Consider the following 22,024-nt stretch of genomic DNA (forward strand, 5'->3'; position numbering starts at 1 on the left):
GCTCCAATCAACAGAGTATGAAAAACAATCATATCGTCTAACAGAGTTTATTTAAAAAACGATCCTCTCTTTTTGCCTTTTAACAGGTCGCCTGTCCAGCCTTTATTTTTTATAAAGTAATATAAGAAGGCTGTTGAAATGATGATTAAGGCGATCGAGAAAATATAGCCGTACCGCCACCCAAGCTCAGGCATATGCTTAAAGTTCATGCCCCATAAGGACCCAAAAGCCATAATCGGTGTAAAAATGGTCGTCAACACCGTTAAAGTCTTCATAATTTCATTTCCGCGATGCGAAGAGATAACCTCCTCTAAATTAATGAGCGAATCAATTTCATGTTCATACTCATTCAGCAGCACCATGGCCCGCTCAATCCGTTTGCATGTACACGAGAAAAAATCCCCATCCTTAATATCAGGAAAATTAATTTCGTCGATCGCCATTTTTACCTCGTTGATCGGAATTAGCAGGTTCTTGCAAATCAACAATTCATGCCGGCGTTTATAGACAAGTTCAAGGATCCCGATTTCATTTCTTTTTCGCACACTCCATATTAATGTTTTGAGGGTCTCCTCAAACTGATCAATCTCTACAAGTGTTTCATTCATTAGTTCTCCGAGAAAAAGTAAAAAGCCTTCCACGGCATTATTTGTCCGTGATAACAGGCGATAAAGCGTGTCCTGATTCATAGAGACAATTTCTAGGTCGGCAGTGAACAATTGATCGCAGGTTAAAAAGAAATGAAAAATTTTATAGTCATGTTCATCTGTATAACTTTGTTTATAGATGAGGGACCCGTTGATGACTTTTTCGCCATTCTCCAGGCTGGTTACTCGTAAGCTATTGGTTTTATCTTTTCCGATCTGGTTCAGCCAAGATGTCATAACAGGGTCCTCTCCGCTTCTGGATGACCCGTTAAGATCCATTTTTTCGCTGTTCCACTCTACCCACTTCCACTTGTTCCTGCCAATATATTTTTCCAATAGAATCCCTCCTCTTTACACCTTATCCCCGCTTAAGTCCAAATTTAAACGTTTATTCTTAAAGGAATGCGGGTATCACATATTCTAGATAGGTTGTTCCATTCTTAAGGAGGTAATAATGATGAAACGTGTCTTAAGTATGAGCTCACTATTAGCTGTTGGGGTTGGTGCTTCTGCCGTGTGGCTGAGTAATAAGCCCAATCGGATTAAGGCAGGAACGTTATTAAGAGACTGGAAGCGCAAGATTCTGCCAACCGTCTATCAAAAAAGCGAGCAGCTTCCGATTCATAAAGGCGGGCATCCGCATCCACATGATATAGAAGATAACAAAATGGTCGACGAAGGTGCGATGTACTCAGTTCAATTTTATAATGAGAAAATGCAATAGCAGCAGTAGGTTGGGGTCTTTAATGCCCCAACTATTTTTATGAGGTGATAACATTGAATCTACTGTTTTTGTTCATTTACATGGTGATTATTCTTGCTGTGATTGAGATATTTGTCATCTTATTCCGGTTAACCGGGCTGAAAGTAGAGGTTTCGAGGTTCCAAGTGATCTCGATGATGACAGGGACCGGTTTTACGACTGGAGAATCTGAGCTGATCTTAGGACATCCCGTTCGCCGTAAGCTAGCCCTCGTCCTTATCTTGTTTGGCGCCTTCTCCCTCGCCGTGATTATTTCATCGATTAGCCAATTTCTATCAGAGGGTCTGCAGGCAAAGGAAATCTTAATCGGTGCGGGCACGGTTATAACTGTATTTTTGGTGTTAAAGATGGAACGCGTCAAGCGGCTGCTCGCTAAGGCTTTTAATCAGGAAATGAAGCAGAACATTGAACTGGCGGATTTACCGGTGCGGGATGTTTTTTTGAAAAATAAAGAGGATGTCCTGCTCGAGCTTCATATTTATGAGGAGTCTACTCTAGTCAATCAAACCATTAGTGAAGCCGTCAAAGAGCATGATGAGTTGGAGCTGGTCGTCTTGTTTATCAAACGTGGTGACGTTAAGATTCGAAGGCATCTTTATAATACGAGGATTCATGAAGGGGATCAGCTTTTGATTTATGGTGTAAAAGAGGTCGTTTTAAAGGTCCTTCACGAGGATATATCCATCATGAAAGAAAACCAAAAGAACCGCGAACTTCCATCCTATAATCTACTATGAGGAAAAAACGGCAGGCGGTTCTTTTTTCAGTTCGTTTTTTATAATGGTTAAGGCTGTCCATCCTATTTTCCCTCTATCACTACCTGTAACTCCGAGATATGGACTAATTCAACCTTAGCCATTGAAGAGGTGTCTTTTTTAATTTCACAATACCCAGATTCATATTGATGAAGAATCCAATAATTTTCACCATGATATCTAACTAAAATAATACCCATTTTTCCACCTTAACTTAGTACAATTATTATCTTTAATTGAACGATTCCTATCCTAATACGTTTTCCAGACCGTACATGTTTTTCCATTCTTTTTTAAATACTTCTACGTCTTGAGCGGTGGCAGGGAAAGCAATCAATTTCTTGATCAGGTCTTCCCCCACCGTGACACCGTGTGCACCTGAAAGGCACACATCATGGACCTGCTGAACATTTTTAAAGCTGGCTGCCAGGATTTGAGTTGGTAATTGATAAGCAGCAAACAGCGCCGCGATCTCCGAAACCACCTTAACACCGCCGCCTGTTAAATTATCAATCCGGTTGACATATGGTGCCACATATTTGGCTCCTGCCATCGCTGCCAACAGAGCTTGAAATGAGGTATAAATGGTCGTGGCCAGTGTTGGAATGTTTTCGGCAGACAATCGTTTAATTGCTTTCATACCCTCTTCCGTCACCGGGACCTTTACCACGACCGCTCCTGAAAGCTGACGGCTAATAAACTTGGCTTCTTCGACCATCTCTTCCGCTTTTTCCCCCACTACCTGAACAAATAGTTCCTTGTCCTCCCCGATGGCTTCTCGAATATCTTTTAGAAGTTCTAAATAAGGGCGATTTTCTTTCACGATAATGGATGGATTCGTTGTAACCCCTGAAATCGGATAGTACTCCTGTATGTAAGCAATTTGTTTTAGATTAGCCGAATCAATATACAATTTCATTTACGTATACCTCCTTAAAGTAAAAGGCTTAATCTAGTGGAGATTAAGCCTTTTAGCTAGTGATTGGTTTCATGATTGACTGTTAGCCTGAGGCTATTCACTTACAATCTTAAGTTCAGAACCTACTTCTATTGATGGAACTTCTTTATCTTCTAAATATAGAGTCCCAGGCAATTCCGGTATGGCTGAGCCATCGAACCTTAAGGTAATATGTCCTAATGTGGTAAGGTTTCGTTGAACGACATCTCCCACGGAGGTAATTTTATACTTTTCATTGTTAATATAAAGGGTTTGTCCAGGCTGGATTTCCTCGTCTACATTCACAACGTCGATATTGTAGCAAAAGTCTTTTAAATCTTGCGGAGCTGCATCGCCAAATAAAATGAGCATTTTTTCCTCTAAAAATGAGTTTGCCATTGCACCGATACTTCTTACTTGATTCTCATAAATTGTTTTCATATTCTGTTGGCCTTGACAACTAGCGTTGCCGAGCCGCATACCTCCCATACTTTTTTCTAAGTTAGTATAAATAAAATGTTATTTCTTCGTAAATAACGCCTAGACATAATCCATACAATGTTCATGTTTACTGGTATAATCCGAAGCTGGCCAGCCAAGCGACAAATACCCTTGGGACCCCTATTAAGAACCGCGAGTAGAGAACAGATGGTACCCCTACTTCGACTGTTTCAGCCTCCGCTTCAGCAAGTCCTAATCCAACCGGAATGAAATCACAGGCACTTTGGGTATTGATTGCAAATAATGCCGGCAGTGCTAGGTTTGGTGAAATATTCCCCTTCCCGATCTCCACTCCAATCAGTGTACCGATAACCTGTGCGATAACAGCACCCGGGCCAAGTAATGGGGATAGAAATGGTAAAGAACAGATAAAGCCAATTAGAAGCAGTCCCCAGATATTACCGGCAAGCGGTGACATCATTTTCGCAAATAGGTTTCCAATTCCAGAGCCTTGGATGATTCCAATTAGCAAGGATACAAAGGCCATAAACGGAATAATTGTATTGATCATGGTTTGGACTGCATCACGACCTGCTTGATAAAACGTATTAATAACCTTACCAGCACCAAGTCCAAATTTCGTTATGATGCTTTTATTCTTTTTAGCTGCCAACGTTTGCGAGATCTTTTGCTCCGCACTATATTTAAATTCTTTTTCTGGCTCAGGTAATTTTTCTGCCGCAGCAGCTACTTGTACCTCAGCCCCGTCAACTAGTTGGATCTGATCCACATCAACTGCAGATACATAAATATCTTCTGTAATAAATTTAGCTAATGGGCCGCTCCTGCCAGTTGGCATAATATTAACAGTCGGAATCCGTTTTTGCGGATAAATTCCACAGCGTAACGTACCACCGCAGTCAATAATTGCCAGTGCAATCTGGTCATCTGGAACCGATGTTTGGAAGCCATTTACCGCCTCCATACCCGTTAGTTCGACAATCTTATCTACAATAGCCGGCTTAGCACCGCCGCCTGTTATATAAACGATTTTATTTTTAGCTGCAGTTGGAGTAATTGTCAACGGACCTCCAAAACCACCGCTTCCTTTTACAATTTTAATCGAACGATATTCAGTCATCTTGAACCCTCCCTGCATCCTAGTGATGTAACTTCACTTCTGTTTTCAATTTAATGCCTTGTTGTTTTTCAACCAATTTTGTTGTAAAGTCGGTGATCCAGCCTGCAAAGAAGTTCATTACTAATCCGACTAGCAGGTAGCGGACAGCCAATTCTGCTGTACTGAATCCGAGCTTTTCAATCCCAGCGGCAATCCCGAGGAAAATAAACAATTCACCTGGATTGATATGCGGGAATAATCCATTGCTTGTATGACAGAAATAAGAACCAGAAGCATAATAGCTTGGTTTATATTTTTCAGGTAAAAAGCGTCCTAGTGATAATGCCATTGGATTCCCTAACATAAACGAACCAATAAATGGAAGAACTAAATATCTTAATAGCGGGTTTTTGCTTGAAGCCATTGCCAGCTTGTTAATCCGTTTTTCTCCGATCAACTGAATTAACGTATTCATCGCCACCATTAATAATAAAACAACTGGTACGATCCCTTTCATCCATGAAATAAACGTGTCTGCACCGGTTTGGAATAATTTCATAAATCCTTCGGCAAATACTACGATATAATCCATTAACACTCACCTCTTCTTATTTTTTTACAGCAGCCACACGTTCTGCTTGCAGCATCATTCGCTTGAAGAGACTATTCTTCTCAGGAATTTCGCCCCCGCTCATGATGACCTTATAATTATGAACTGCATCCAGAATGGCCAATTTTAGCAGTTTATTACAATGAGCCAGATTTTTTTCTTCTAATGTTCTAATATTTTTGTCCTCAAATCCTGGCATATCTTTCACTTTCGCCATAACCGTAACTCCCTGAATCCTCTTCGCCTTCAGGATTTTACCGCTATTGGTAACAGCAAACATGACAATGGTTCCGGACCGGAACTTTCCAGGTTTCTTACCGATGGCTACCTTTCCGATTCTTCTAAGCTCTGCATACGCTTTCGAAAAATGCTTGATTTGGAGATAGCCTAATACCATTTGAAAAATAAATGCACCAGCCATAAAAATCATGATGATAAAAATTTGCATTGTTTTCACGTCCTTACCTAATCATTCAGGGATTCCTGCTTGCTTTTTCGAGATAGTGTGTTAGTTCTTCATAGCTAGTAGTCTCAGATAATTGGTTGACAAGCTGTTGATTCCCCGCAATCCTCATAATTTCATCATAAATTTTCACTAAAAGACTAGCATCATATTCTGTCTGTTCAGGTATGCCCAATAAGAAGACCAATTTAATTTCTTTTCCATCGGCGATTACCGTCTCAGGAAATAACCCCAATGCAAGCTCGATTTTATTAGATTTATGGTTTACGGTATGGGGCAGGGCTATGTACCGATCAAATACCATCGATCCCTTTTCTGCCCTTACTCTTAGCCGCTCTTTAAACCCCTCATCGAGATAGCCTTTCATGACTAAATCTTCGATCATCAACTTAACATTTTCCCGATAACCCTTCTGGCTGTCTAAAACAAAAAATTTGTCTTCATTTGTTAACATCTTGACGATGGAATGATTATTCCCTGTATCTTTTAAATTGAATTTCTGTAAATAGGTAACCCTTTCAATTTGCTGTGAAATGCTTTTTTCATCAAATATTTCATTGATCGCTATTAAGGGAGCATCCGTCTCAAAGGCAAGCTGGACGGTCGAAAAAACCATATCATAATCGTCTAACTGCTTTTTTGTTACCTCTGATTCCGAAAACAAGAAAATTTGTGTGTTTTGATTCAAAACTCGCTGCAGCTGCATAGCGACCAATTTTGCCGTACCCCGGCCCGTTCCACAAATAACGGCAACCTGCCGCAAGCGTTTCACCTTCACATCATTTTGAGCGATAAATACGCCAAAATAGAAGGCAATGTAGCCAAGCTCATCCTCTGAAACATGTAAACCATAGTCTCTCTCAATCACATTTCCAGCTATTTCTGCCATTTTGTAAGCAACCGGGTATTTCTCCTTAACATCCATAAGCAGCGGGTTGGTGATCCTCATACCAAACATCAAGCGATTTAACATAAACGTTAAATGGTATTGCAGGTCCTCAAAGAACTCCTTGTTTTCAAGAAAGATTCCTTTTTCAAAACCCACTGCCTCCATAATTTTTTTCAACAGATTTTTTACATCTTCTGTAACGGTCACGTCTGCCATGGTCCGATTGTTCGTCGGTGTTCTCCGTCCTGCAATCGGTAACGTAATGAACAAAATTTCCGGTTGCGGAATCTTGATGGGTAAATGCCGTTCGATCGCAGCAGCTATATCTTGCGCGAGCAGATGGTCTTTTGTATCCATTAGTTTCCGGTGTTTCTCGTTTATCTCTTGAAGTGGATGGTCCTTTAACAAACGGTCCAGCATAATGATGACAAAACGGATCAGCCGATTTTGCGTGGTTGATTCCAAATCAAACTGATTGGCAATCCGTATTACCTCATCTTTTATGTCTTCATCGAGTGGATACCCGCTATATAAATAATCATATAGGTTATCTAGGATAAAGAAACGGAGGTTCAGTTCATCACCACTCAAATAAATCCCTTTATTTTGCTTACCGAGTATGGAAAGATGATAGGTTTCTAATGCCACCGCTGCTTTTTTTAATTCATTTACCAGAGTGGTCCTGCCAATGTTCATCCGAAAGGCCAATTCATCGAGTGTGTTGATTTCATCACTGTTCACTAGTTGATCTATGATAAAAGCGATCCTGCTTTGGGGTGAATCCTGCTGATTTTTCTCTGAATGGAATTTTTCCAACAAGTTCTCAAATAACTGCTCATCCTCAATGATTAAGTGGTAGCCTTTTCCCTTTTCGTTTACTATTGATGCAATGCCTTCCAAGTCACTGTTTAACTGTTTACTATAATTTCGAATAGTTCTAGTGCTTACCCCTAATGTTTCAGCGAGGTACTCCAAGGAGCAGTAAGTTTTCTTCCTTACTATCTCCAGTATTTGAACAACTCGTTCATCCATCATTAAATCAGACATTTTCCTCACCCCCTTCTTCTAAAAACCAATGCCAAAATTATATCCGAAAACTAATGATATGAACAATTAATACTGTTTGCTTGTTATTTTCCGGTATCGGCATTCAAGAAAAGGCATATCGCTTTATCTTACCTTCGTTTTAACCGCGAGATTTACCACCTGAGATATTGATTGTTGTACCGGTAATATAACTAGAACGGTCGGAAGCAAGGTAAGAAACAAGCTCGCCTACTTCAGATAATTTTCCTTCTCTAGCTAACGGAATGGACTTGCTATAATCGGTTGCTAACCCATCAACTGTCACACCACGTGTATATGCTAATGCTTCATTATAGGCATCTGTCCTTAATCCGGTTGTTTCCATGATTCCAGGTGCCACAGCTGCTACACGAATATTATATTTGCCTAATTCTTTTGCCCACGCACGAGTGAAGGAAATGATGGCTCCCTTGGTTGCGGAGTAACAACTTTGACCAGCCGACCCTTCTTGACCTGCCTCAGAAGCAATATTGACAATCACTCCTTTATTTTGCTTGACCATTTCCTTTGCGGCAGCCTGTGAACAAAGGAAAGGACCCTTTTGGTTAACCGCTACCATAAAATCGAAATCTTTTTCACTTAACTCGTATTCTGGTCTTTCTCCTATTACATCTACTAATAGTCTCGGAAGGTTGACGCCGGCATTATTGACGAGAATATCTAAAGATCCGAATAATTCCACCGTCTTTGACACCATAAGGTCAACGCTTTCTTTTTTCGTTACATCACACTTTATAAAATAAGTTCCATCAGCCTGTGGTCCTTCTTCCACATGTAGGTCAGAGACAACTACTTTTGCTCCACTTTTTCTTAGTTCATCCGCAATACTTAATCCGATACCAGATGCACCGCCAGTTACAATTGCAACTTTACCTTCTAATTCAAGCCAAGATGTATTCAATCTTTATTCCTCCTAGTCTTTCAATCTATAAAACGTTTTCAATTTATGTATTTAGTATAAAAATTTTCTTCAATCGAATTAATACATACTTTTTCACAGAAAAGTGAAAACAGTTGAACGATTAAATTCCCTCTACCCCTTGGCTGTATGTGGGAACATCCTTGCATACACTAAAAATGCCACAGTATCATGGACTGTGGCGGGACAAGCATATTTTGAATACACCTCTAAGCAGCATTTTTTTTCACTTCAACATACTTAATATGAAATCCCTCTGATTCGCTGACCCTAAACTCAAATCCCTCTGCCACTACGACCGCATCATCGTCGATCTGCGCTGACCTTTCTGTTAAAAACCAGCCGCCAAGCGTCTCGATGCCATCCGCGCTTAAATCGATTCCGAGTAACTCGTTCACTCTCTGAATCGCAACTTTAGCATCTATGATATAGTGAGTCCGCGGTATGATGGTCCGAATCGCTGGAACTTCGTCACCATCAAACTCATCCCTTACCTCACCGACAATTTCTTCGATAATATCTTCGACCGTTACCAGTCCGGCTGTACCGCCATATTCATCGAGTAAAATCGCCATATGGGTCCGTTCTTTTTGCATCATCAGCAGCAAATTATGAATCGGGATGTTTTCAATCGCGGTAATAACCGGCTGAATATGGGATCCGAGGTTCCATTCTTGCTGAGAGCTTTTATTCATAAACCGCTGTGTTAATAACATTTTCACGTTCAGCATCCCAAGAACATGATCCTTATCCCTCTCGACCACCGGATAACGGGTAAACTTTTCCCTTCCAAGCTTTTGAGCAATCTCCTCGGGCGTATCACCTAGCGATATGCAGCACATTTCCGTGCGGGGAACCATAATTTCTTTGGCTAATCGTTCATCAAATTCAAAAATGTTGTTCACATATCGCCATTCGTTCCGATTAATCTCCCCGCTTTTATAGCTTTCCGACAAGAGGATGCGCAGTTCTTCTTCCGAATGAGCCATTTCATGCTCAGAGGCCGGTTTGAGACCAAACATACCAACAAGCAGACGGGCAGAATGGTTTAAGAGCCAAATAAACGGAAACATGAGCTTGTAAAACCAGATGATCGGTTTGGCAAACCATAAGGTGATCTGCTCCGCTTTTTGAATCGCGAAGGTTTTCGGCGCCAACTCCCCTGCGACAACATGAATAAAGGTAACGACTACAAATGCCAAGGTAAAGGATAAGAAATGGGTAACGGCCTCATTAATATTTAAAGCTGCAAGTACAGGATGAAATAGCTTCTCCACCGTCGGTTCGCCGAGCCACCCGAGTCCTAGCGCTGTCACAGTGATGCCGAGCTGGCAAGCAGAGAGATACTCATCAAGGTGTGTGACAACTCTTTGTGCGGCGGCCGCACGGCTTTCCCCTTCCGCCAGCAATTGTTCAATCCGTGATGTTCTCACCTTGACAATCGCGAATTCAATCGCCACGAAGAAGCCAGTTAAGACAATCAGCAGAATGATCATTAATACGTTAAACCACAGCAAAGACCGAACACCTCCCTATAAGAAAAGCGCAAGCGCCTTGGTCAGCCCCGACAAGCATAAGACGAGCCGGCCGAAAGGTTGCTTTTTAACCTTTTGGACGGATTGGCTGTAGACCATCGAGGGGCTAGGCGCTGGAGCTAGACAATTCTCAAAGATAAAAACTTTTATACCTTCTTATCCCCCAAAATAACAATCCGAAATCCCGCTGGATTCCGGATTGCCCTTGTTTATAAATGATTATTCTTATCCAGCTTGTCATCAAGTTTTTCTAAATATTTAGCGGCAAACGATTTTCCGCCAAGGCCAAACGCGAGACCAAATGCGAGTGCCAGCCCGCCTAAGACGAGAATGAAGGCTGCATTTACAATGGAGTGCGCCACACCAAGCTGGTCTAATGCCATAAACACCGTGATCGCAAAAATCGTATATTTCGCAATGGCTGCGAGGGTGCGTGAGTAGTTATTTTTAATGACATTTTGTAAAATACGCTCCAATAAATGGCCGACATATAATCCTACACCTAAGATTAAAATAGCCGCTAGCAGCATTGGCAGGTAAGCAATTACTCCTGTTGCCAGTGTTACTAAGAAGTCTAAATGAACAATTTGTAAAGCTTCGACTGCGAATAGCAGCACAACCACAATCTTAACAAGCAGTCCCACTATTTGTGATAAGGTGAACTTCGGTTTTTCCGGTGTGATTGAACCAATTCCAATTTGGTGGAAGATGTTATCAAATCGTAAACGCCATAGCATTTGGACAACCATTTTTTCAATCCACTTACCTAACCAGATACCAACTAACATCAGAATGATGGCAACTACCATATTCGGGATTAACGTTAGAATGTGATTTAACATCGAGATTGCTGGTTCAGAGATTCCCTTCAAATCTAGTTTCTCCAAAGCCGTAATGATGGTTGGAATTAAGATGAGGATAAACACAATATTCCCGATGATACTTGATAGATTGGCCTCTTCCTTATCCTTGATAATGCCGTATCGCTGCCCGATATGGTCGGCCCCTAGGCTTTTTAAGAAGTTTGTGAGTATTTCGCGGACCAATTTAGCAATCAACCAGCCTACTAATACGATCAATGCGGCAGCAAATAATTTCGGAATAAACGCTAGCATAGAAGTTAGTGCATGTGTGAATGGTCCTGAAATTCCTTCAATTTGTAATGCCCCTAATACTCCTGGTAAAAATAGCAATAGAACAAAATAGAATACGCCTTGTGCGATTCTTTCCACACTATAATGGGCTTCTACTTGATTTTCAGCCATTTTCCATTTAACCATTCGTAATTCTAACTGAAGCATGGCTGCTCCTTTTTTGAAAAGCAGACGCAGCAAGTAAGCAACCACCCAGGCAAAAAGTAGAATAAGAGCCGCTTTTAGTATATTTGGGATTGCCCCTGTAATGGCTGTCATCATGTTGACAAGCGGTGCGGCAATCAGGCTTAAGTGGAGCATGTTAAAAAAGATGATCCAGACGACCACTAATAATGCATAGTAAACTATTTTTCCAATGATGGTTTCTGACGAATATTTTCTACTAGTTCCAAAATTCGAGAACAACTTGTCATCAAATTTTGTTTTCTTTAATAATGATGTTACGGCTTTCCCTATTCCTTTTGCGATTAGCCAGCCTACTAATAGAACGAGAAGGGCTAATATCAAACGGGGAATCTGATCTGTATATATGTACCAGCCAGATAACATGTTAGTTACGTTCATAAACATCGCTCCTTTTTGTAAGTTTGGTAGATGGTATACCCCCTCTTTTTCTTTTCAAACATCCGACGCAAATGGGAGCTCGTTATCCACAAGTTGGAGCCGGCTACCCGCAAATTGAGGCGTGCTTTCCGCAAGTTGGAGTTTGTTATCCGCAAGTTAGAACTGTACCTCCGCAAATAGAGGCGTGTTATCCGCAAGTTGGCACCTCTTATCCGCAAGTTCCCCCCACACCCACCTAAAAAAAGAGGTTTCACAGCCATTTTCCATGGGAATATACTCTACAACCGAATAACAAAAGGAGGAGTAAGATGAGGAGGAAAACCTTGTTAGCTGGTGGATTTGCAGCATTACTGACTTTTGGCGGTTTGGCCGGGTGCGGTGATGGCGTCGACCAGGATAACGGAATAAGTGATGGCCAGAAAAAGGATGCGGTTGATACAAGTACCAAGCAATCAGCAAAAGAGAACTTAACAGAAGCTAAGAATAATTTAGAAGATATTAAGAATGATGTGGAAAAGGAAATTAAGGATAATAACAAGTAAACGATTTTCAATGAAGGAGGATATTAAAATGAATAAGGATGAACTAAAAGGCCGTTTTGATCAAGTCAAAGGGGAAGCAAAAGAACAATGGGGTAAAACAACCGATGATCGTTCCACCGAAACCGAGGGAAAATTTGATAAACTGAAGGGCAAAGTGAAGGAAGGCATTGGGGACGTAAAAGATAAATTATCGGATTAAACATTATCTATATAAATACAATAAAGAAGAGGCTCCCCTAAGCCTCTTCTTTTCTATGTTTACCCCTTTTATTTGACCAAGTTAACCGGTCGGCCGCCTTCCCCAAAGCTTCCGACCGGATCGTTCTTTTATTTCCCGGGGAAATACCCTCTTCCCAGGACAAGCCAAGTTCATAGCCCCAGCTTGAGTTCCTTTTTTAAAAAATTACTGCAGATTATTTAAGAAGTCGAGCGCGATGTTTGGTGCCACTCCGAAAAGAACGGACCCGACCACTGCGACAAGCAGCACGACAACGATGCCGAATGGAATGTTCAGTTTGCGCTCGTCCGCAGCCGGGCGGAAGAACATTTGCGTCATCACGCCGAAATAATAGAAATACGAAACGACAGTCGTCGCAATCATGATCGATGCCAGCACATAATGCGGAGTGCCGTAGAAGGTCCCGACAAAGATATTTAATTTGCCAATAAAACCAGCTGTACCCGGGAAGCCTGCTAAGGAAACTAAGAGAATTCCCATAATGACAGCGAGAACTGGTGAACGTCGATATAGACCAGCGAAATCGGCAATTTTGGTTGAACCGGACTGCTCCGTGATCAGCTGAATTACCGCGAATGCACCGAGGTTCATTAGCATATAGGCAAGCAGGTAGAACCAGATTGAAAAGAGCATATTCGAACTCAAACTGGTTAACGCGACCAGTATATACCCGGCGTGGGCGATACTGGAATAGGCAAACAATCGCTTAATATCTGACTGTTTTAAAGCAACTACGTTTCCGACAATCATGGTGACAGCTGCTATTACAGCGAGATAATCCTGCATTTTGAACAGGATGCCTTCCCCATTTGACCCTGTTGGAGCCGCATTATAGAAGACAGCAATCAATAGACGAATCACGATAACAAAGCCAGCTGATTTAGAAACTACACTCAAGAAGGCTGTTACTGGTGTTGGTGCCCCTTGATAAACGTCTGGCGCCCACATATGGTACGGCGCTGCCGCTAACTTAAACGACAAACCTACAAAAATAATTAAGAAGGAAAGACCGAGCAAGTAAGCATGCTGCGCATCTGTTACCGCAGACAGTGTCTGGGCAATGTCGTACAGGTTCGTTGATCCTGTTAATCCATACACATAGCTCATCCCAAACAAAGTGATGGCGGTTGAAATACCACCATTGATGACGTACTTCATCGCCGACTCATTTGATTGTAAGTTATGCTTACGGATGCCCGCTAGGATATAAGACGAAACAGTTAACAATTCCAGCCCAATGAATAACGTGATTAAATCCCCGCTTGAGGTCATCACCATCGCACCGAGCAAGGCCGTTAAGAATAAGTAATAAAACTCACCGCGGTAATCTTCCATTCCTTCCTTTGCCTCATAGCTGACAGCAAGGAACATGACGAGACCCGCACCGACAAGCAGGATTAATTTAAAGGCTTTGCCAAAGGAATCCAAGGTGAAGCTGTCATCCAAGATGGATGTTGCGTCCGTATTGATCAGCGATACAACCGATACAATGGCGGCCAATATACCGAGAATCCCAATCCAGCCAAGGAAGCGGCGGTCTTGTTTTTTTGGTAAAAATAAATCAATTAATGTCAGCGCAGCTGCTACACCGAGGATGATGAACTCTGGTGTCATGACACTCCAGTTAAATGATTTCAATGTCGATAAATCCATCCTTCATCACCCTCCTAACCCTAACATGATGGTTTCTAGTGTTGTTTGCAGTGGAGAACTTAGAACACTTGGATAAACGCCAATTAACACGATTAATAGCATTAAAACGACAACCGGTACGAATTCGACGCCTTTTAGGTCGATGACACCAGTAAATTCACGCTGCGATTTGCCATATGTGATGCCCAAGACAGCTCGCAATACATAGGCTGCCGTCATGATAATACCAATGGTTCCTACGGCTGCAAGCCATGGAATTTCCTTGAAAAGCCCTAGGAAGGCCATAAATTCACTGACAAAACCGGACATGCCAGGAAGTCCCAGTGAAGCCATCCCTCCAGCAAGCAAGAAGCCAGCTGCCAGCGGCATCCCCTTCGCCATTCCGCCCAGGTTCTCAAGAAGCGAGGTATCGGTACGCTCGTACAGGATGCCGACAATGAAGAACAATAACGCCGATATTAAACCGTGCGAGACCACTTGGAAAATTGCCCCCTGCACTCCAGCTGTATTCATCGCCGCAAGGCCAATGAGCACGATCCCCATGTGAGAAATCGACGAATACGCCAACACCATTTTAAAGTCCGTTTGAATGAACGCCAGGAACGCCCCGTAAAGGAGGTTGATTACACCAAGGACGGCAATCAGTGTCGACAGGGTATCAAACTGGTGCGGGAAAATCCCCATTCCAAAACGAATTAGTCCGTAGGCACCAATTTTTAATAGAATCCCAGAGTGAATCATAACAACGGCTGGCGGTGCCTGAACGTGAACCTTTAACATCCAGCTGTGTAATGGAAAGATTGGTAACTTCACACCAAAGGCAATCAATAGACCGATGAAGAGACCCATTTTCAAGTCACCTGATAGCGGCGCACTTGGGTCTGCCATCATTTGTGTCAACATCTCAATATTGGTGGTACCTGTTTTCGCAAATAGAATCATAATCACAATTAGAAGAACGGCAGAGCCTAAGCCGTTGTAGATTAAGAAACTATAGGCAGCTTTTTCTTTTTCAAAATAGCCCCATTTTCCAATTAAAAAGAACGTTGGAATGAGCGTAACCTCGAAGAATATGAAAAATAAAATTAGGTTTTCAGCCGTAAACACGCCGAGCATACCTACTTCTAAAAGAAGGAACAGCATAAAATAGCCTTTCCATTCTTTTTTAACAAACCGTGCAGCGGCAATCGCGGATAATGTTGCCACTACGGCGGTTAACACGACTAGCAGAAGCTGGAAGCCGCTTAAGCCCAATTCATAGTTGACCGCAAAGTAAGGCTCTTCCGTGTTCATGCCGCGGATGTGAATCCACTCTTTCGCGACATTGAAGTCTGCCAAGTTCTTGCCCCACTGAAAATGGAGATAGCAGGCCAATGACAGAAATAGTGCCGGCAAGGTTGCTAGAAAGCCAACGATTTTGATGGGTGCTTCGACTGTTTTTGGCATCATGGCCAAGACGATGATACCGAGTATTGGGGAGAATACTAGGATTGAAAGAACAGCTGATAAATTCATCGTAAGTACCCCCCTGTTAATGCAAAAATGACAGCGAGCAGTGCGAGACCGATAAAGGCAACCGCACCATAGGTCTGTACCTGTCCGGATTGTAATTTGGATCCGGCTCTGCCGAGTCCTTGGACAATCCCGACCACGCCTTTGACAAGCCCTTCAACAATGAAAACATCAATGAACCGCAAGAAGTAGCTGAGTGCCTTGGAAGCTGCGACCACGGTATATTGATAGAACTCGTCAACAAAATACTTATTTAATAAAATACTGTGCAAGGTGTCCCCTGTTCCGCTTAACCAGTTGCGGGCAAGTGAACGCTTATAGTACATCAAGTAGGCAAGAAAAATCCCTGCTAACGATACGAGCGTTGCTGCGATCATAATCCAGGCAGGACCTTCTGTATGTCCATGCTGGGCAAGTGCTGCATTGCCATCCACGAGCCAGTCGCCAAGGAACGTTCCGAACCATGGTGTGTTCACGTAACCAGCAAGGACTGCGAGTACGCCAAGGATAATCATTGGCAAGGTCATATTGGATGGCGATTCGTGAACATGCTGCTGGTTGCCGCGTGCTTCTCCGGTAAAGACCAGGAAGAACAAACGGAACATATAGAATGCCGTCATGAAGGCAGCCGCGAGGGCAAGTAAGAATAAAATTGGATGTCCGCCTTCCCATGCCGCCGCCAGGATTTCATCCTTTGAGAAGAAACCGGATAATAACGGCACCCCGCTGATTGCAAGGGTTCCAATTAAGAATAACGGCCCGGTCAGCTTTAATTTTTTCCAAAGCCCGCCCATTTCCTCAATGTTTTGCGTGTGTACCGCATGAATGACTGAACCTGCTGCTAAGAACAGCAAGGCCTTAAAGAAGGCATGTGTCATTAAGTGGAATACACCTGCTACATAGCCGGCAGAGCCGAGGGCTAACATCATGTAGCCGAGCTGTGAGACCGTTGAGTAGGCAAGAACCCGTTTGATATCGGTTTGCACTAAACCAATGCTTGCCGCAAAAATGGCAGTAAACGCACCGATAACTGCAATCGTAAGCAGTGCCGTTTTGCTGGCTAAGAATAATGGGAACAGTGCTGCGACCAAGTATACACCAGCGGCAACCATGGTGGCGGCATGGATTAAGGCCGAAACAGGAGTCGGACCTTCCATCGCATCTGGAAGCCAGGTATGAAGCGGGAACTGACCGGATTTTCCGACAGCCCCGATAAATATGAGAATCGCAATCAAGGTAATCATCGATGTTGGGATAGCGCCGGCTTCCACTGAATGGAAAATGACGCTATATTCAAAGCTTTTCGTCTCCCAGAAAAGGAGGATCATTCCGATAAACAGGCCGACATCCCCAATACGGGTCATGATGAACGCCTTTTTGGCAGCCGCTTTCGCTTCTTCTTTGTAAAAATAAAAACCAATTAATAAGAAGGAACCAACACCAACTAGCTCCCAGAAAATATAGGTTTGCAGCAGGTTTGGCGATATTACCAGCCCCAGCATTGCAAATGTAAATAATCCTAAATAAGCATAAAACACATGGAACCGCTCGTCATCATGCATGTACCCTTTTGAGTACGTATGTACTAAGAAACTAACGAGCGAAACGATTACCAGCATTAATGCATTTAATTGATTGACTTCGAAACCCGCTGTAAGATGCAGATCCCCAATCGTGAGCCATTCAAAATTTGTCCCGTAGGTTGGCTCTGAAAAGCGCTGGAATAAGACCAAAATGGAATATATCAGCGATGCGAGCGTGAGGAGAATCCCCACATATGCGCTCGCCTCCTTCAGCCGCTTACCGAATAGAAGAAGGATCAAAAACGATAATAGCGGGAAAAGCGGGATAAGCCATGCATTTTCCAATATTATCAACCCCTTGGATGGTTATGAGGGACCATCCGAATTTTGTCGATTCCACCGATGGACGGTGTGCTTGTCACTGCCCGAAGTTTGGTCGAAAACCTCCCGAGTGCTGCTTGTTACTACCCGGGGGTTGCCCTAGGCCCTTTAGTGTTTCATCGTGTCCATATCGTCGATGTTGACCGTTTTCTTGTTGCGATAAAGGGCAATTAGAATGGCGAGCCCTACCGCTGCTTCTGCTGCTGCGACACTGATGGCAAACAAGGCGAAGATTTGACCTGTAATCGACGGTGTGATGCCATATTTGCTGAAGGTTACCAGATTAATATTAACGGCATTCAGCATTAGTTCAATTGAAATCAGGACAATAACAGTATTTTTCTTTGTCAACGCACCGTATAAGCCGATGCAAAATAGAATTAGTGCCAGTGCCAGGAAGGCTGAAGCGGGAACTGAACTCATTCCTTATCCGCCTCCTTCTTCTTATCATTTTTCGCTAAGATAATGGATCCGACAAGGGCGACCAATAGTAACACGGAAGTTAACTCAAATGGAATAATATATTTTGAGTAGAGCGCCTGCCCGATTTGCAATGTGTTATTTTCATGAAGTTTGGACGGAGCCTGCTCAATATTGAAATTGTAGATGCCAATGTAAACCGCAAAGGCAAAGCCCGCCACTCCAAGGAACAAGAGGAACTTTCGTAACCTGCCTGTTTTGGGTTCACTTTCATCGTTATGCTTCGTCAGCATGATACCGAAAAGCATAATAATCGTGATGGCTCCTGAATAGATTAAGATTTGCACTACCGCGATAAACTCTGCCGAAAGCAGTACATAAATCCCCGCGATCGCAATGAATGTGAAAATAAGAGCGACGACCATATGAATTACCTTATTCAGGTTTAACAGCAGCACGCCGCCGATAATGGCAACGAGTGCGAGTCCCATAAATGCTAGGAATTCGCCTGAGAATGTCATGGTTTATTCACCTGCCGTACGTTTTCGTCGTTTTCATCCAGCCATTCTAGATTTTTAAATAACATATCACGGCTGTAGGCGGCGAGCTCGAAGTTATTCGTCATAACGATTGCTTCCGTCGGGCAAACCTCTGTGCACAGGTCACATAGGATACAGATTTCGAAGTTAATATCGTATGTGTCGATGATTTTTCCCTTTTTCGTTGGGTCCGGATGCTTCTTACCCGTTAGATTAATACATTCCGTTGGGCAGATATTCATGCATTGATTACAGACAATACATTTCTCCGGGTAAAACTTTTGGATGCCGCGAAAGCGGTCCGGCAGCGGAAGCGGCTCATTCGGATAATCGTACGTAACCTTCTCGCGCGATAATTGTTTAAGGGTATATTTCAAGCCTTTAAATACTCCAAGCACGTTTTTCACCCCTTTTGACAGTTTAAATATTGTTATTGGTGTCAGGCACCATTTGTACCACTATCACTTTGTTAATGTCGATAATGGTGACTGCACCCCATTTAAAAGAATAGTGATTTGATGAGAGCGGTAAGGAAGATGTTTCCTAGGGCAATTGGCAATAGGACCTTCCAGCCGAATTCCATCAATCTGTCGACGCGGAAACGCGGCAGCGTACTGCGAATCCAGAAATAAATGAAGACAACTAAACAGAACTTAAGTGCAAACCATACTGCTCCAGGAATAAAGCTAAGGAACGCAAATGGTGCAAGCCAGCCTCCAAGGAAGATGATCGTAATTAGTGTCGACATCCCAAATACATACACATACTCTGAAAGCATAAAGAACGCCCAGCGAAATCCAGCATATTCAACGAAATAACCGGCAACTAATTCGTTCTCTGACTCGGGCAAGTCAAACGGTGTCCGGTTTAATTCTGCAATCGACGCAATAAAGAATACGATAAAGCCAATTGGCTGCAAAAGAATAAACCAGCCATGCTTCTGCTGCATGACGATATCATTTAAATTTAAACTTCCTGCTAACAGGATTACCCCTAAAACGGACATAACCAGCGGGATTTCATAGGAAATCATTTGTGCCGCTGCACGCATACCGCCTAAAAGTGCGTATTTATTATTCGAGGCCCAGCCGCCTAGCAGCATCCCAAAAACGGTTAAACCTGAAACCGCAATGTAATAAAGTAAGCCGACACCAATATCCGCGAACTGAAACTTATCGGTAAACGGTAAGGTTGCCAGCACCATGAATGACGGTGCGAAGGCAATGATCGGCGCCAAAATAAATAATGGCCGGTCCGCTGCTTTCGGGATGACATCTTCTTTTAATAATAACTTTAATACGTCTGCGACAGTCTGCAATAGCCCCCAGCGGCCCCCAAGTTGGTTTGGACCGTGACGTAATTGCATATATCCCATTACTTTCCGCTCGGCTAAGATTCCGTAAGTTACGAAACCTAATACGACTAAAAGCAAGACGACACCAAGTAAAAAGAAGATTCCAAAGTTAACTAAGCCAGGGCTTGATTGGAGCAAATCTTGAATCATTAGCCGTCGACCTCCCCAAGGACAATATCCACTGCCCCTAAAATGGCAATCAAGTTTGCAATATTTTCACCTACTAGTAATTTCGGCAGGATTTGTAGATTATAGAATGATGGTCTCCTAAATTTTAAGCGGTACGGTTCTTTCTTCCCGTCACTGTAAATATAGCAGCCAATCTCGCCGCGCGGTGATTCGATTCGGACAAACCCTTCACCTTTTGGTACTTTGATGATTTTGGGAACCTTAGCCATAATTTCACCTTCAGCAGGAAATTGCTCAACAGCCTGCTCGATGATTTTTAACGATTCAGTGATTTCCTCAAGACGTAAGTGGTAGCGCGCTAAGCAGTCGCCGTCCTCGGAAGTCGGCACATCAAAGTCAAACCGGTCATAAATCGAATATGGCTCATCTTTACGAAGATCCCACTTCACACCTGTACTGCGAAGGTTCGGTCCACTGAGTGAATACTGAAGGGCTTCTTCTTTCGTATACTTACCTACACCTTTTACCCTGTCTAAAAAGATTTCATTTCCGGAAACAAGGTCGTGGTAGCCCTTCAGTTGCTCGCGCAAATAAGGAACGAAATCTCTTACATTTTCAATCCAGCCCTCAGGAGCATCCCATTTTACACCGCCAACACGCATATAATTGAAGGTCAAGCGGGCACCTGATAACTCGTTCAGCATATTGATAATCATTTCACGATCACGGAAGGCATAAATAAATGGACTTGTCGCACCTAGGTCAAGGACATAAGTTCCCCAGGCCACAAGGTGACTCGCAATCCGCCCTAACTCCATCGCCAGTACGCGAAGGTATTCCGCGCGGTCAGGAACCTGAATCCCCATCATCGTTTCAACCGCATGACAGATGACATAATTATTAGTCATCGCCGATAGGTAGTCCATCCGGTCCGTATAAGGAATAATCTGTGTATATTGCAGGTTCTCGGCTAATTTTTCCGTTCCACGGTGTAAATAGCCGATGACAGGCTTTGCTTCGGTGATGATTTCCCCATCAATTTTAACCACCAGACGGAAAACACCGTGTGTACTTGGGTGCTGGGGACCGACGTTTAGTAACATTTCTTCTGTTCTGATCATTGGTTACACCTCCACATCATACTGTTCATAATCTTTACGCAGTGGATGGCCAACCCAATCTTCTCCTAGCAGGATCCGATGTAAATCCGGATGTCCTTTAAAGTTAATCCCAAGTAAATCGTATGCTTCACATTCAGGCCAGTTTGCGCCGGCCCACAGTGGCTGCAAGGAATCGATTGTTGGTTCATCTCGGTCAATTCTCACTTTCAATGCCACCGATTGACGGTTTTTGTATGAGTATAAGTGAACATAGACTTCCATATGGGTTTCAAAATCTGTTCCATGCAGCTCTGACAGATAGTCAAATCCGAGCAGCTCATTAAATTTTAAAAATTGAGCTACTTTAAAATATGTATCCTGCTTCGCCACAAGTGTCGGAACATCCTTGGATAGTTTATTAATATAAGAATCTTCTAAAACATCCGGCCCTAAGTGTTCCTCAATCACTTTTACATACTTAACTAAGTATGGCTGATTGACAGATGGCTTCACTTCGGCTGCCGGTTCCGCTGCAGTGCCGGTCTTCCCGCCTGCTGCTGCTTTGGCTTTGGCTGCGGCCGCGGCTTTCGCCTTTGCTTTTGCTGCTGCAATCGCTTTTGCCTTTTCATCATCGCCGCCTGCATCTGCAGCATCAGTTCCGCTTGCTTTGGCCTTTGCGGCTGCCGCTGCCTTTGCTTTTGCTGCCGCTGCTGCTTTGGCTTTCGCCGCTGCGGCTGCCTTTTTCTTCGC

Annotated in this window: 23 protein-coding genes; 4 read left to right on the forward strand and 19 right to left on the reverse strand. The window is 43.1% G+C overall.

Annotated features, from left to right (window positions below):
- Positions 1 to 47: 47 nt before the first annotated feature.
- Positions 48 to 983 carry a magnesium transporter CorA family protein gene (locus tag V7266_RS13580; RefSeq protein WP_335468427.1) on the reverse strand — a complete coding sequence of 312 codons (936 nt, stop codon included), beginning with the start codon at positions 981 to 983 and terminating at the stop codon, positions 48 to 50.
- Positions 984 to 1,104: 121 nt separating this feature from the next.
- Here V7266_RS13580 and V7266_RS13585 point away from each other — a divergent pair, with 121 nt between their 5' ends.
- Positions 1,105 to 1,371 carry a hypothetical protein gene (locus V7266_RS13585; protein ID WP_335468428.1) on the forward strand — a complete coding sequence of 89 codons (267 nt, stop codon included), beginning with the start codon at positions 1,105 to 1,107 and terminating at the stop codon, positions 1,369 to 1,371.
- 53 nt (positions 1,372 to 1,424) lie between these two features.
- Positions 1,425 to 2,147, forward strand: coding sequence for a TrkA C-terminal domain-containing protein (locus V7266_RS13590; RefSeq protein WP_335468429.1), 723 nt, complete (start codon positions 1,425 to 1,427; stop codon positions 2,145 to 2,147).
- Positions 2,148 to 2,412: 265 nt separating this feature from the next.
- On the opposite strand, the gene V7266_RS13595 is transcribed toward V7266_RS13590, so the two are convergent.
- The 9 genes from V7266_RS13595 to V7266_RS13635 form a co-directional block, all read right to left on the reverse strand.
- The gene (locus V7266_RS13595; RefSeq protein WP_335468430.1) at positions 2,413 to 3,084 is read right to left on the reverse strand and encodes a transaldolase family protein; all 672 of its coding nucleotides are present in this window, start codon (positions 3,082 to 3,084) and stop codon (positions 2,413 to 2,415) included.
- A gap of 93 nt (positions 3,085 to 3,177) precedes the next feature.
- Positions 3,178 to 3,543: a PTS glucitol/sorbitol transporter subunit IIA gene (locus V7266_RS13600; RefSeq protein ID WP_335468446.1), complete on the reverse strand. Its 366-nt coding sequence runs from the start codon at positions 3,541 to 3,543 to the stop codon at positions 3,178 to 3,180.
- A gap of 127 nt (positions 3,544 to 3,670) precedes the next feature.
- The gene (gene srlE, locus V7266_RS13605) at positions 3,671 to 4,684 is read right to left on the reverse strand and encodes a PTS glucitol/sorbitol transporter subunit IIB (RefSeq protein ID WP_335468431.1); all 1,014 of its coding nucleotides are present in this window, start codon (positions 4,682 to 4,684) and stop codon (positions 3,671 to 3,673) included.
- Positions 4,685 to 4,703: 19 nt separating this feature from the next.
- Positions 4,704 to 5,255, reverse strand: a complete 552-nt coding sequence (gene srlA / locus V7266_RS13610; protein WP_098527803.1) for a PTS glucitol/sorbitol transporter subunit IIC — start codon at positions 5,253 to 5,255, stop codon at positions 4,704 to 4,706.
- 16 nt (positions 5,256 to 5,271) lie between these two features.
- A complete protein-coding gene (locus tag V7266_RS13615; RefSeq protein WP_335468432.1) occupies positions 5,272 to 5,721 on the reverse strand; it encodes a transcriptional regulator GutM in 450 nt (149 codons plus the stop codon).
- Between the two features lie 25 nt (positions 5,722 to 5,746).
- Entirely contained in the window at positions 5,747 to 7,672 is a 1,926-nt protein-coding gene (locus V7266_RS13620; RefSeq protein ID WP_335468433.1) for a BglG family transcription antiterminator, read from the reverse strand.
- A gap of 139 nt (positions 7,673 to 7,811) precedes the next feature.
- Positions 7,812 to 8,612, reverse strand: a complete 801-nt coding sequence (locus tag V7266_RS13625) for an SDR family oxidoreductase (RefSeq protein WP_335468434.1) — start codon at positions 8,610 to 8,612, stop codon at positions 7,812 to 7,814.
- Between the two features lie 227 nt (positions 8,613 to 8,839).
- Positions 8,840 to 10,126: a hemolysin family protein gene (locus V7266_RS13630; RefSeq protein ID WP_420491401.1), complete on the reverse strand. Its 1,287-nt coding sequence runs from the start codon at positions 10,124 to 10,126 to the stop codon at positions 8,840 to 8,842.
- Positions 10,127 to 10,374: 248 nt separating this feature from the next.
- Positions 10,375 to 11,883, reverse strand: a complete 1,509-nt coding sequence (locus V7266_RS13635; protein ID WP_335468436.1) for a mechanosensitive ion channel — start codon at positions 11,881 to 11,883, stop codon at positions 10,375 to 10,377.
- Between the two features lie 308 nt (positions 11,884 to 12,191).
- Between V7266_RS13635 and V7266_RS13640 the strand changes: the two genes are divergently transcribed.
- On the forward strand, positions 12,192 to 12,425 hold the full coding sequence (locus V7266_RS13640; protein ID WP_335468437.1) for a hypothetical protein: 234 nt from the start codon (positions 12,192 to 12,194) through the stop codon (positions 12,423 to 12,425).
- Positions 12,426 to 12,453: 28 nt separating this feature from the next.
- Positions 12,454 to 12,624 (forward strand): CsbD family protein, encoded by a 171-nt coding sequence (locus V7266_RS13645; RefSeq protein ID WP_335468438.1) that lies wholly within the window; start codon positions 12,454 to 12,456, stop codon positions 12,622 to 12,624.
- 204 nt (positions 12,625 to 12,828) lie between these two features.
- On the opposite strand, the gene nuoN is transcribed toward V7266_RS13645, so the two are convergent.
- From nuoN to V7266_RS13690, 9 genes are all read right to left on the reverse strand, one after another.
- Complete coding sequence (nuoN, locus tag V7266_RS13650) at positions 12,829 to 14,316, reverse strand: NADH-quinone oxidoreductase subunit NuoN (protein ID WP_335468439.1); 1,488 nt, start codon at positions 14,314 to 14,316, stop codon at positions 12,829 to 12,831.
- A 6-nt stretch (positions 14,317 to 14,322) separates the two neighbouring features.
- On the reverse strand, positions 14,323 to 15,831 hold the full coding sequence (locus V7266_RS13655; protein ID WP_335468440.1) for an NADH-quinone oxidoreductase subunit M: 1,509 nt from the start codon (positions 15,829 to 15,831) through the stop codon (positions 14,323 to 14,325).
- Entirely contained in the window at positions 15,828 to 17,699 is a 1,872-nt protein-coding gene (gene nuoL / locus V7266_RS13660) for an NADH-quinone oxidoreductase subunit L (protein ID WP_335468447.1), read from the reverse strand. The genes V7266_RS13655 and nuoL overlap by 4 nt, the downstream gene beginning before the upstream one ends.
- Positions 17,700 to 17,840: 141 nt before the next feature.
- Complete coding sequence (gene nuoK, locus V7266_RS13665) at positions 17,841 to 18,155, reverse strand: NADH-quinone oxidoreductase subunit NuoK (protein WP_335468441.1); 315 nt, start codon at positions 18,153 to 18,155, stop codon at positions 17,841 to 17,843.
- Complete coding sequence (locus V7266_RS13670; protein WP_335468442.1) at positions 18,152 to 18,673, reverse strand: NADH-quinone oxidoreductase subunit J; 522 nt, start codon at positions 18,671 to 18,673, stop codon at positions 18,152 to 18,154. The genes nuoK and V7266_RS13670 overlap by 4 nt, the downstream gene beginning before the upstream one ends.
- Positions 18,670 to 19,089: an NADH-quinone oxidoreductase subunit NuoI gene (gene nuoI, locus V7266_RS13675; protein ID WP_098527792.1), complete on the reverse strand. Its 420-nt coding sequence runs from the start codon at positions 19,087 to 19,089 to the stop codon at positions 18,670 to 18,672. The genes V7266_RS13670 and nuoI overlap by 4 nt, the downstream gene beginning before the upstream one ends.
- A 101-nt stretch (positions 19,090 to 19,190) precedes the next feature.
- Entirely contained in the window at positions 19,191 to 20,195 is a 1,005-nt protein-coding gene (nuoH, locus tag V7266_RS13680; protein WP_335468443.1) for an NADH-quinone oxidoreductase subunit NuoH, read from the reverse strand.
- Positions 20,195 to 21,295 carry an NADH-quinone oxidoreductase subunit D gene (locus V7266_RS13685; protein ID WP_335468444.1) on the reverse strand — a complete coding sequence of 367 codons (1,101 nt, stop codon included), beginning with the start codon at positions 21,293 to 21,295 and terminating at the stop codon, positions 20,195 to 20,197. The genes nuoH and V7266_RS13685 overlap by 1 nt, the downstream gene beginning before the upstream one ends.
- Before the next feature lie 3 nt (positions 21,296 to 21,298).
- Positions 21,299 to 22,024, reverse strand: a 726-nt coding sequence (locus V7266_RS13690) for an NADH-quinone oxidoreductase subunit C (protein ID WP_335468445.1), incomplete at its 5' end; no start/stop codon positions are given.

This window comes from Neobacillus drentensis (assembly GCF_036965645.1).
GTDB lineage: Bacteria > Bacillota > Bacilli > Bacillales > Cytobacillaceae > Neobacillus > Neobacillus drentensis_D.

What these genes read in the sequence shown, in the direction of transcription:
- V7266_RS13585 (WP_335468428.1), top strand. Translation starts at nt 1,105, where the DNA reads ATGAAACGTGTCTTAAGTATGAGCTCACTATTAGCTGTTGGGGTTGGT.
- V7266_RS13595 (WP_335468430.1), bottom strand. Translation starts at nt 3,084, where the DNA reads ATGAAATTGTATATTGATTCGGCTAATCTAAAACAAATTGCTTACATA.
- V7266_RS13600 (WP_335468446.1), bottom strand. Translation starts at nt 3,543, where the DNA reads ATGAAAACAATTTATGAGAATCAAGTAAGAAGTATCGGTGCAATGGCA.
- srlE (WP_335468431.1), bottom strand. Translation starts at nt 4,684, where the DNA reads ATGACTGAATATCGTTCGATTAAAATTGTAAAAGGAAGCGGTGGTTTT.
- srlA (WP_098527803.1), bottom strand. Translation starts at nt 5,255, where the DNA reads ATGGATTATATCGTAGTATTTGCCGAAGGATTTATGAAATTATTCCAA.
- V7266_RS13615 (WP_335468432.1), bottom strand. Translation starts at nt 5,721, where the DNA reads ATGCAAATTTTTATCATCATGATTTTTATGGCTGGTGCATTTATTTTT.
- V7266_RS13620 (WP_335468433.1), bottom strand. Translation starts at nt 7,672, where the DNA reads ATGTCTGATTTAATGATGGATGAACGAGTTGTTCAAATACTGGAGATA.
- V7266_RS13630 (WP_420491401.1), bottom strand. Translation starts at nt 10,126, where the DNA reads ATGATCATTCTGCTGATTGTCTTAACTGGCTTCTTCGTGGCGATTGAA.
- V7266_RS13635 (WP_335468436.1), bottom strand. Translation starts at nt 11,883, where the DNA reads ATGAACGTAACTAACATGTTATCTGGCTGGTACATATATACAGATCAG.
- V7266_RS13640 (WP_335468437.1), top strand. Translation starts at nt 12,192, where the DNA reads ATGAGGAGGAAAACCTTGTTAGCTGGTGGATTTGCAGCATTACTGACT.
- V7266_RS13645 (WP_335468438.1), top strand. Translation starts at nt 12,454, where the DNA reads ATGAATAAGGATGAACTAAAAGGCCGTTTTGATCAAGTCAAAGGGGAA.
- nuoN (WP_335468439.1), bottom strand. Translation starts at nt 14,316, where the DNA reads ATGGATTTATCGACATTGAAATCATTTAACTGGAGTGTCATGACACCA.
- V7266_RS13655 (WP_335468440.1), bottom strand. Translation starts at nt 15,831, where the DNA reads ATGAATTTATCAGCTGTTCTTTCAATCCTAGTATTCTCCCCAATACTC.
- nuoK (WP_335468441.1), bottom strand. Translation starts at nt 18,155, where the DNA reads ATGAGTTCAGTTCCCGCTTCAGCCTTCCTGGCACTGGCACTAATTCTA.
- V7266_RS13670 (WP_335468442.1), bottom strand. Translation starts at nt 18,673, where the DNA reads ATGACATTCTCAGGCGAATTCCTAGCATTTATGGGACTCGCACTCGTT.
- nuoH (WP_335468443.1), bottom strand. Translation starts at nt 20,195, where the DNA reads ATGATTCAAGATTTGCTCCAATCAAGCCCTGGCTTAGTTAACTTTGGA.
- V7266_RS13685 (WP_335468444.1), bottom strand. Translation starts at nt 21,295, where the DNA reads ATGATCAGAACAGAAGAAATGTTACTAAACGTCGGTCCCCAGCACCCA.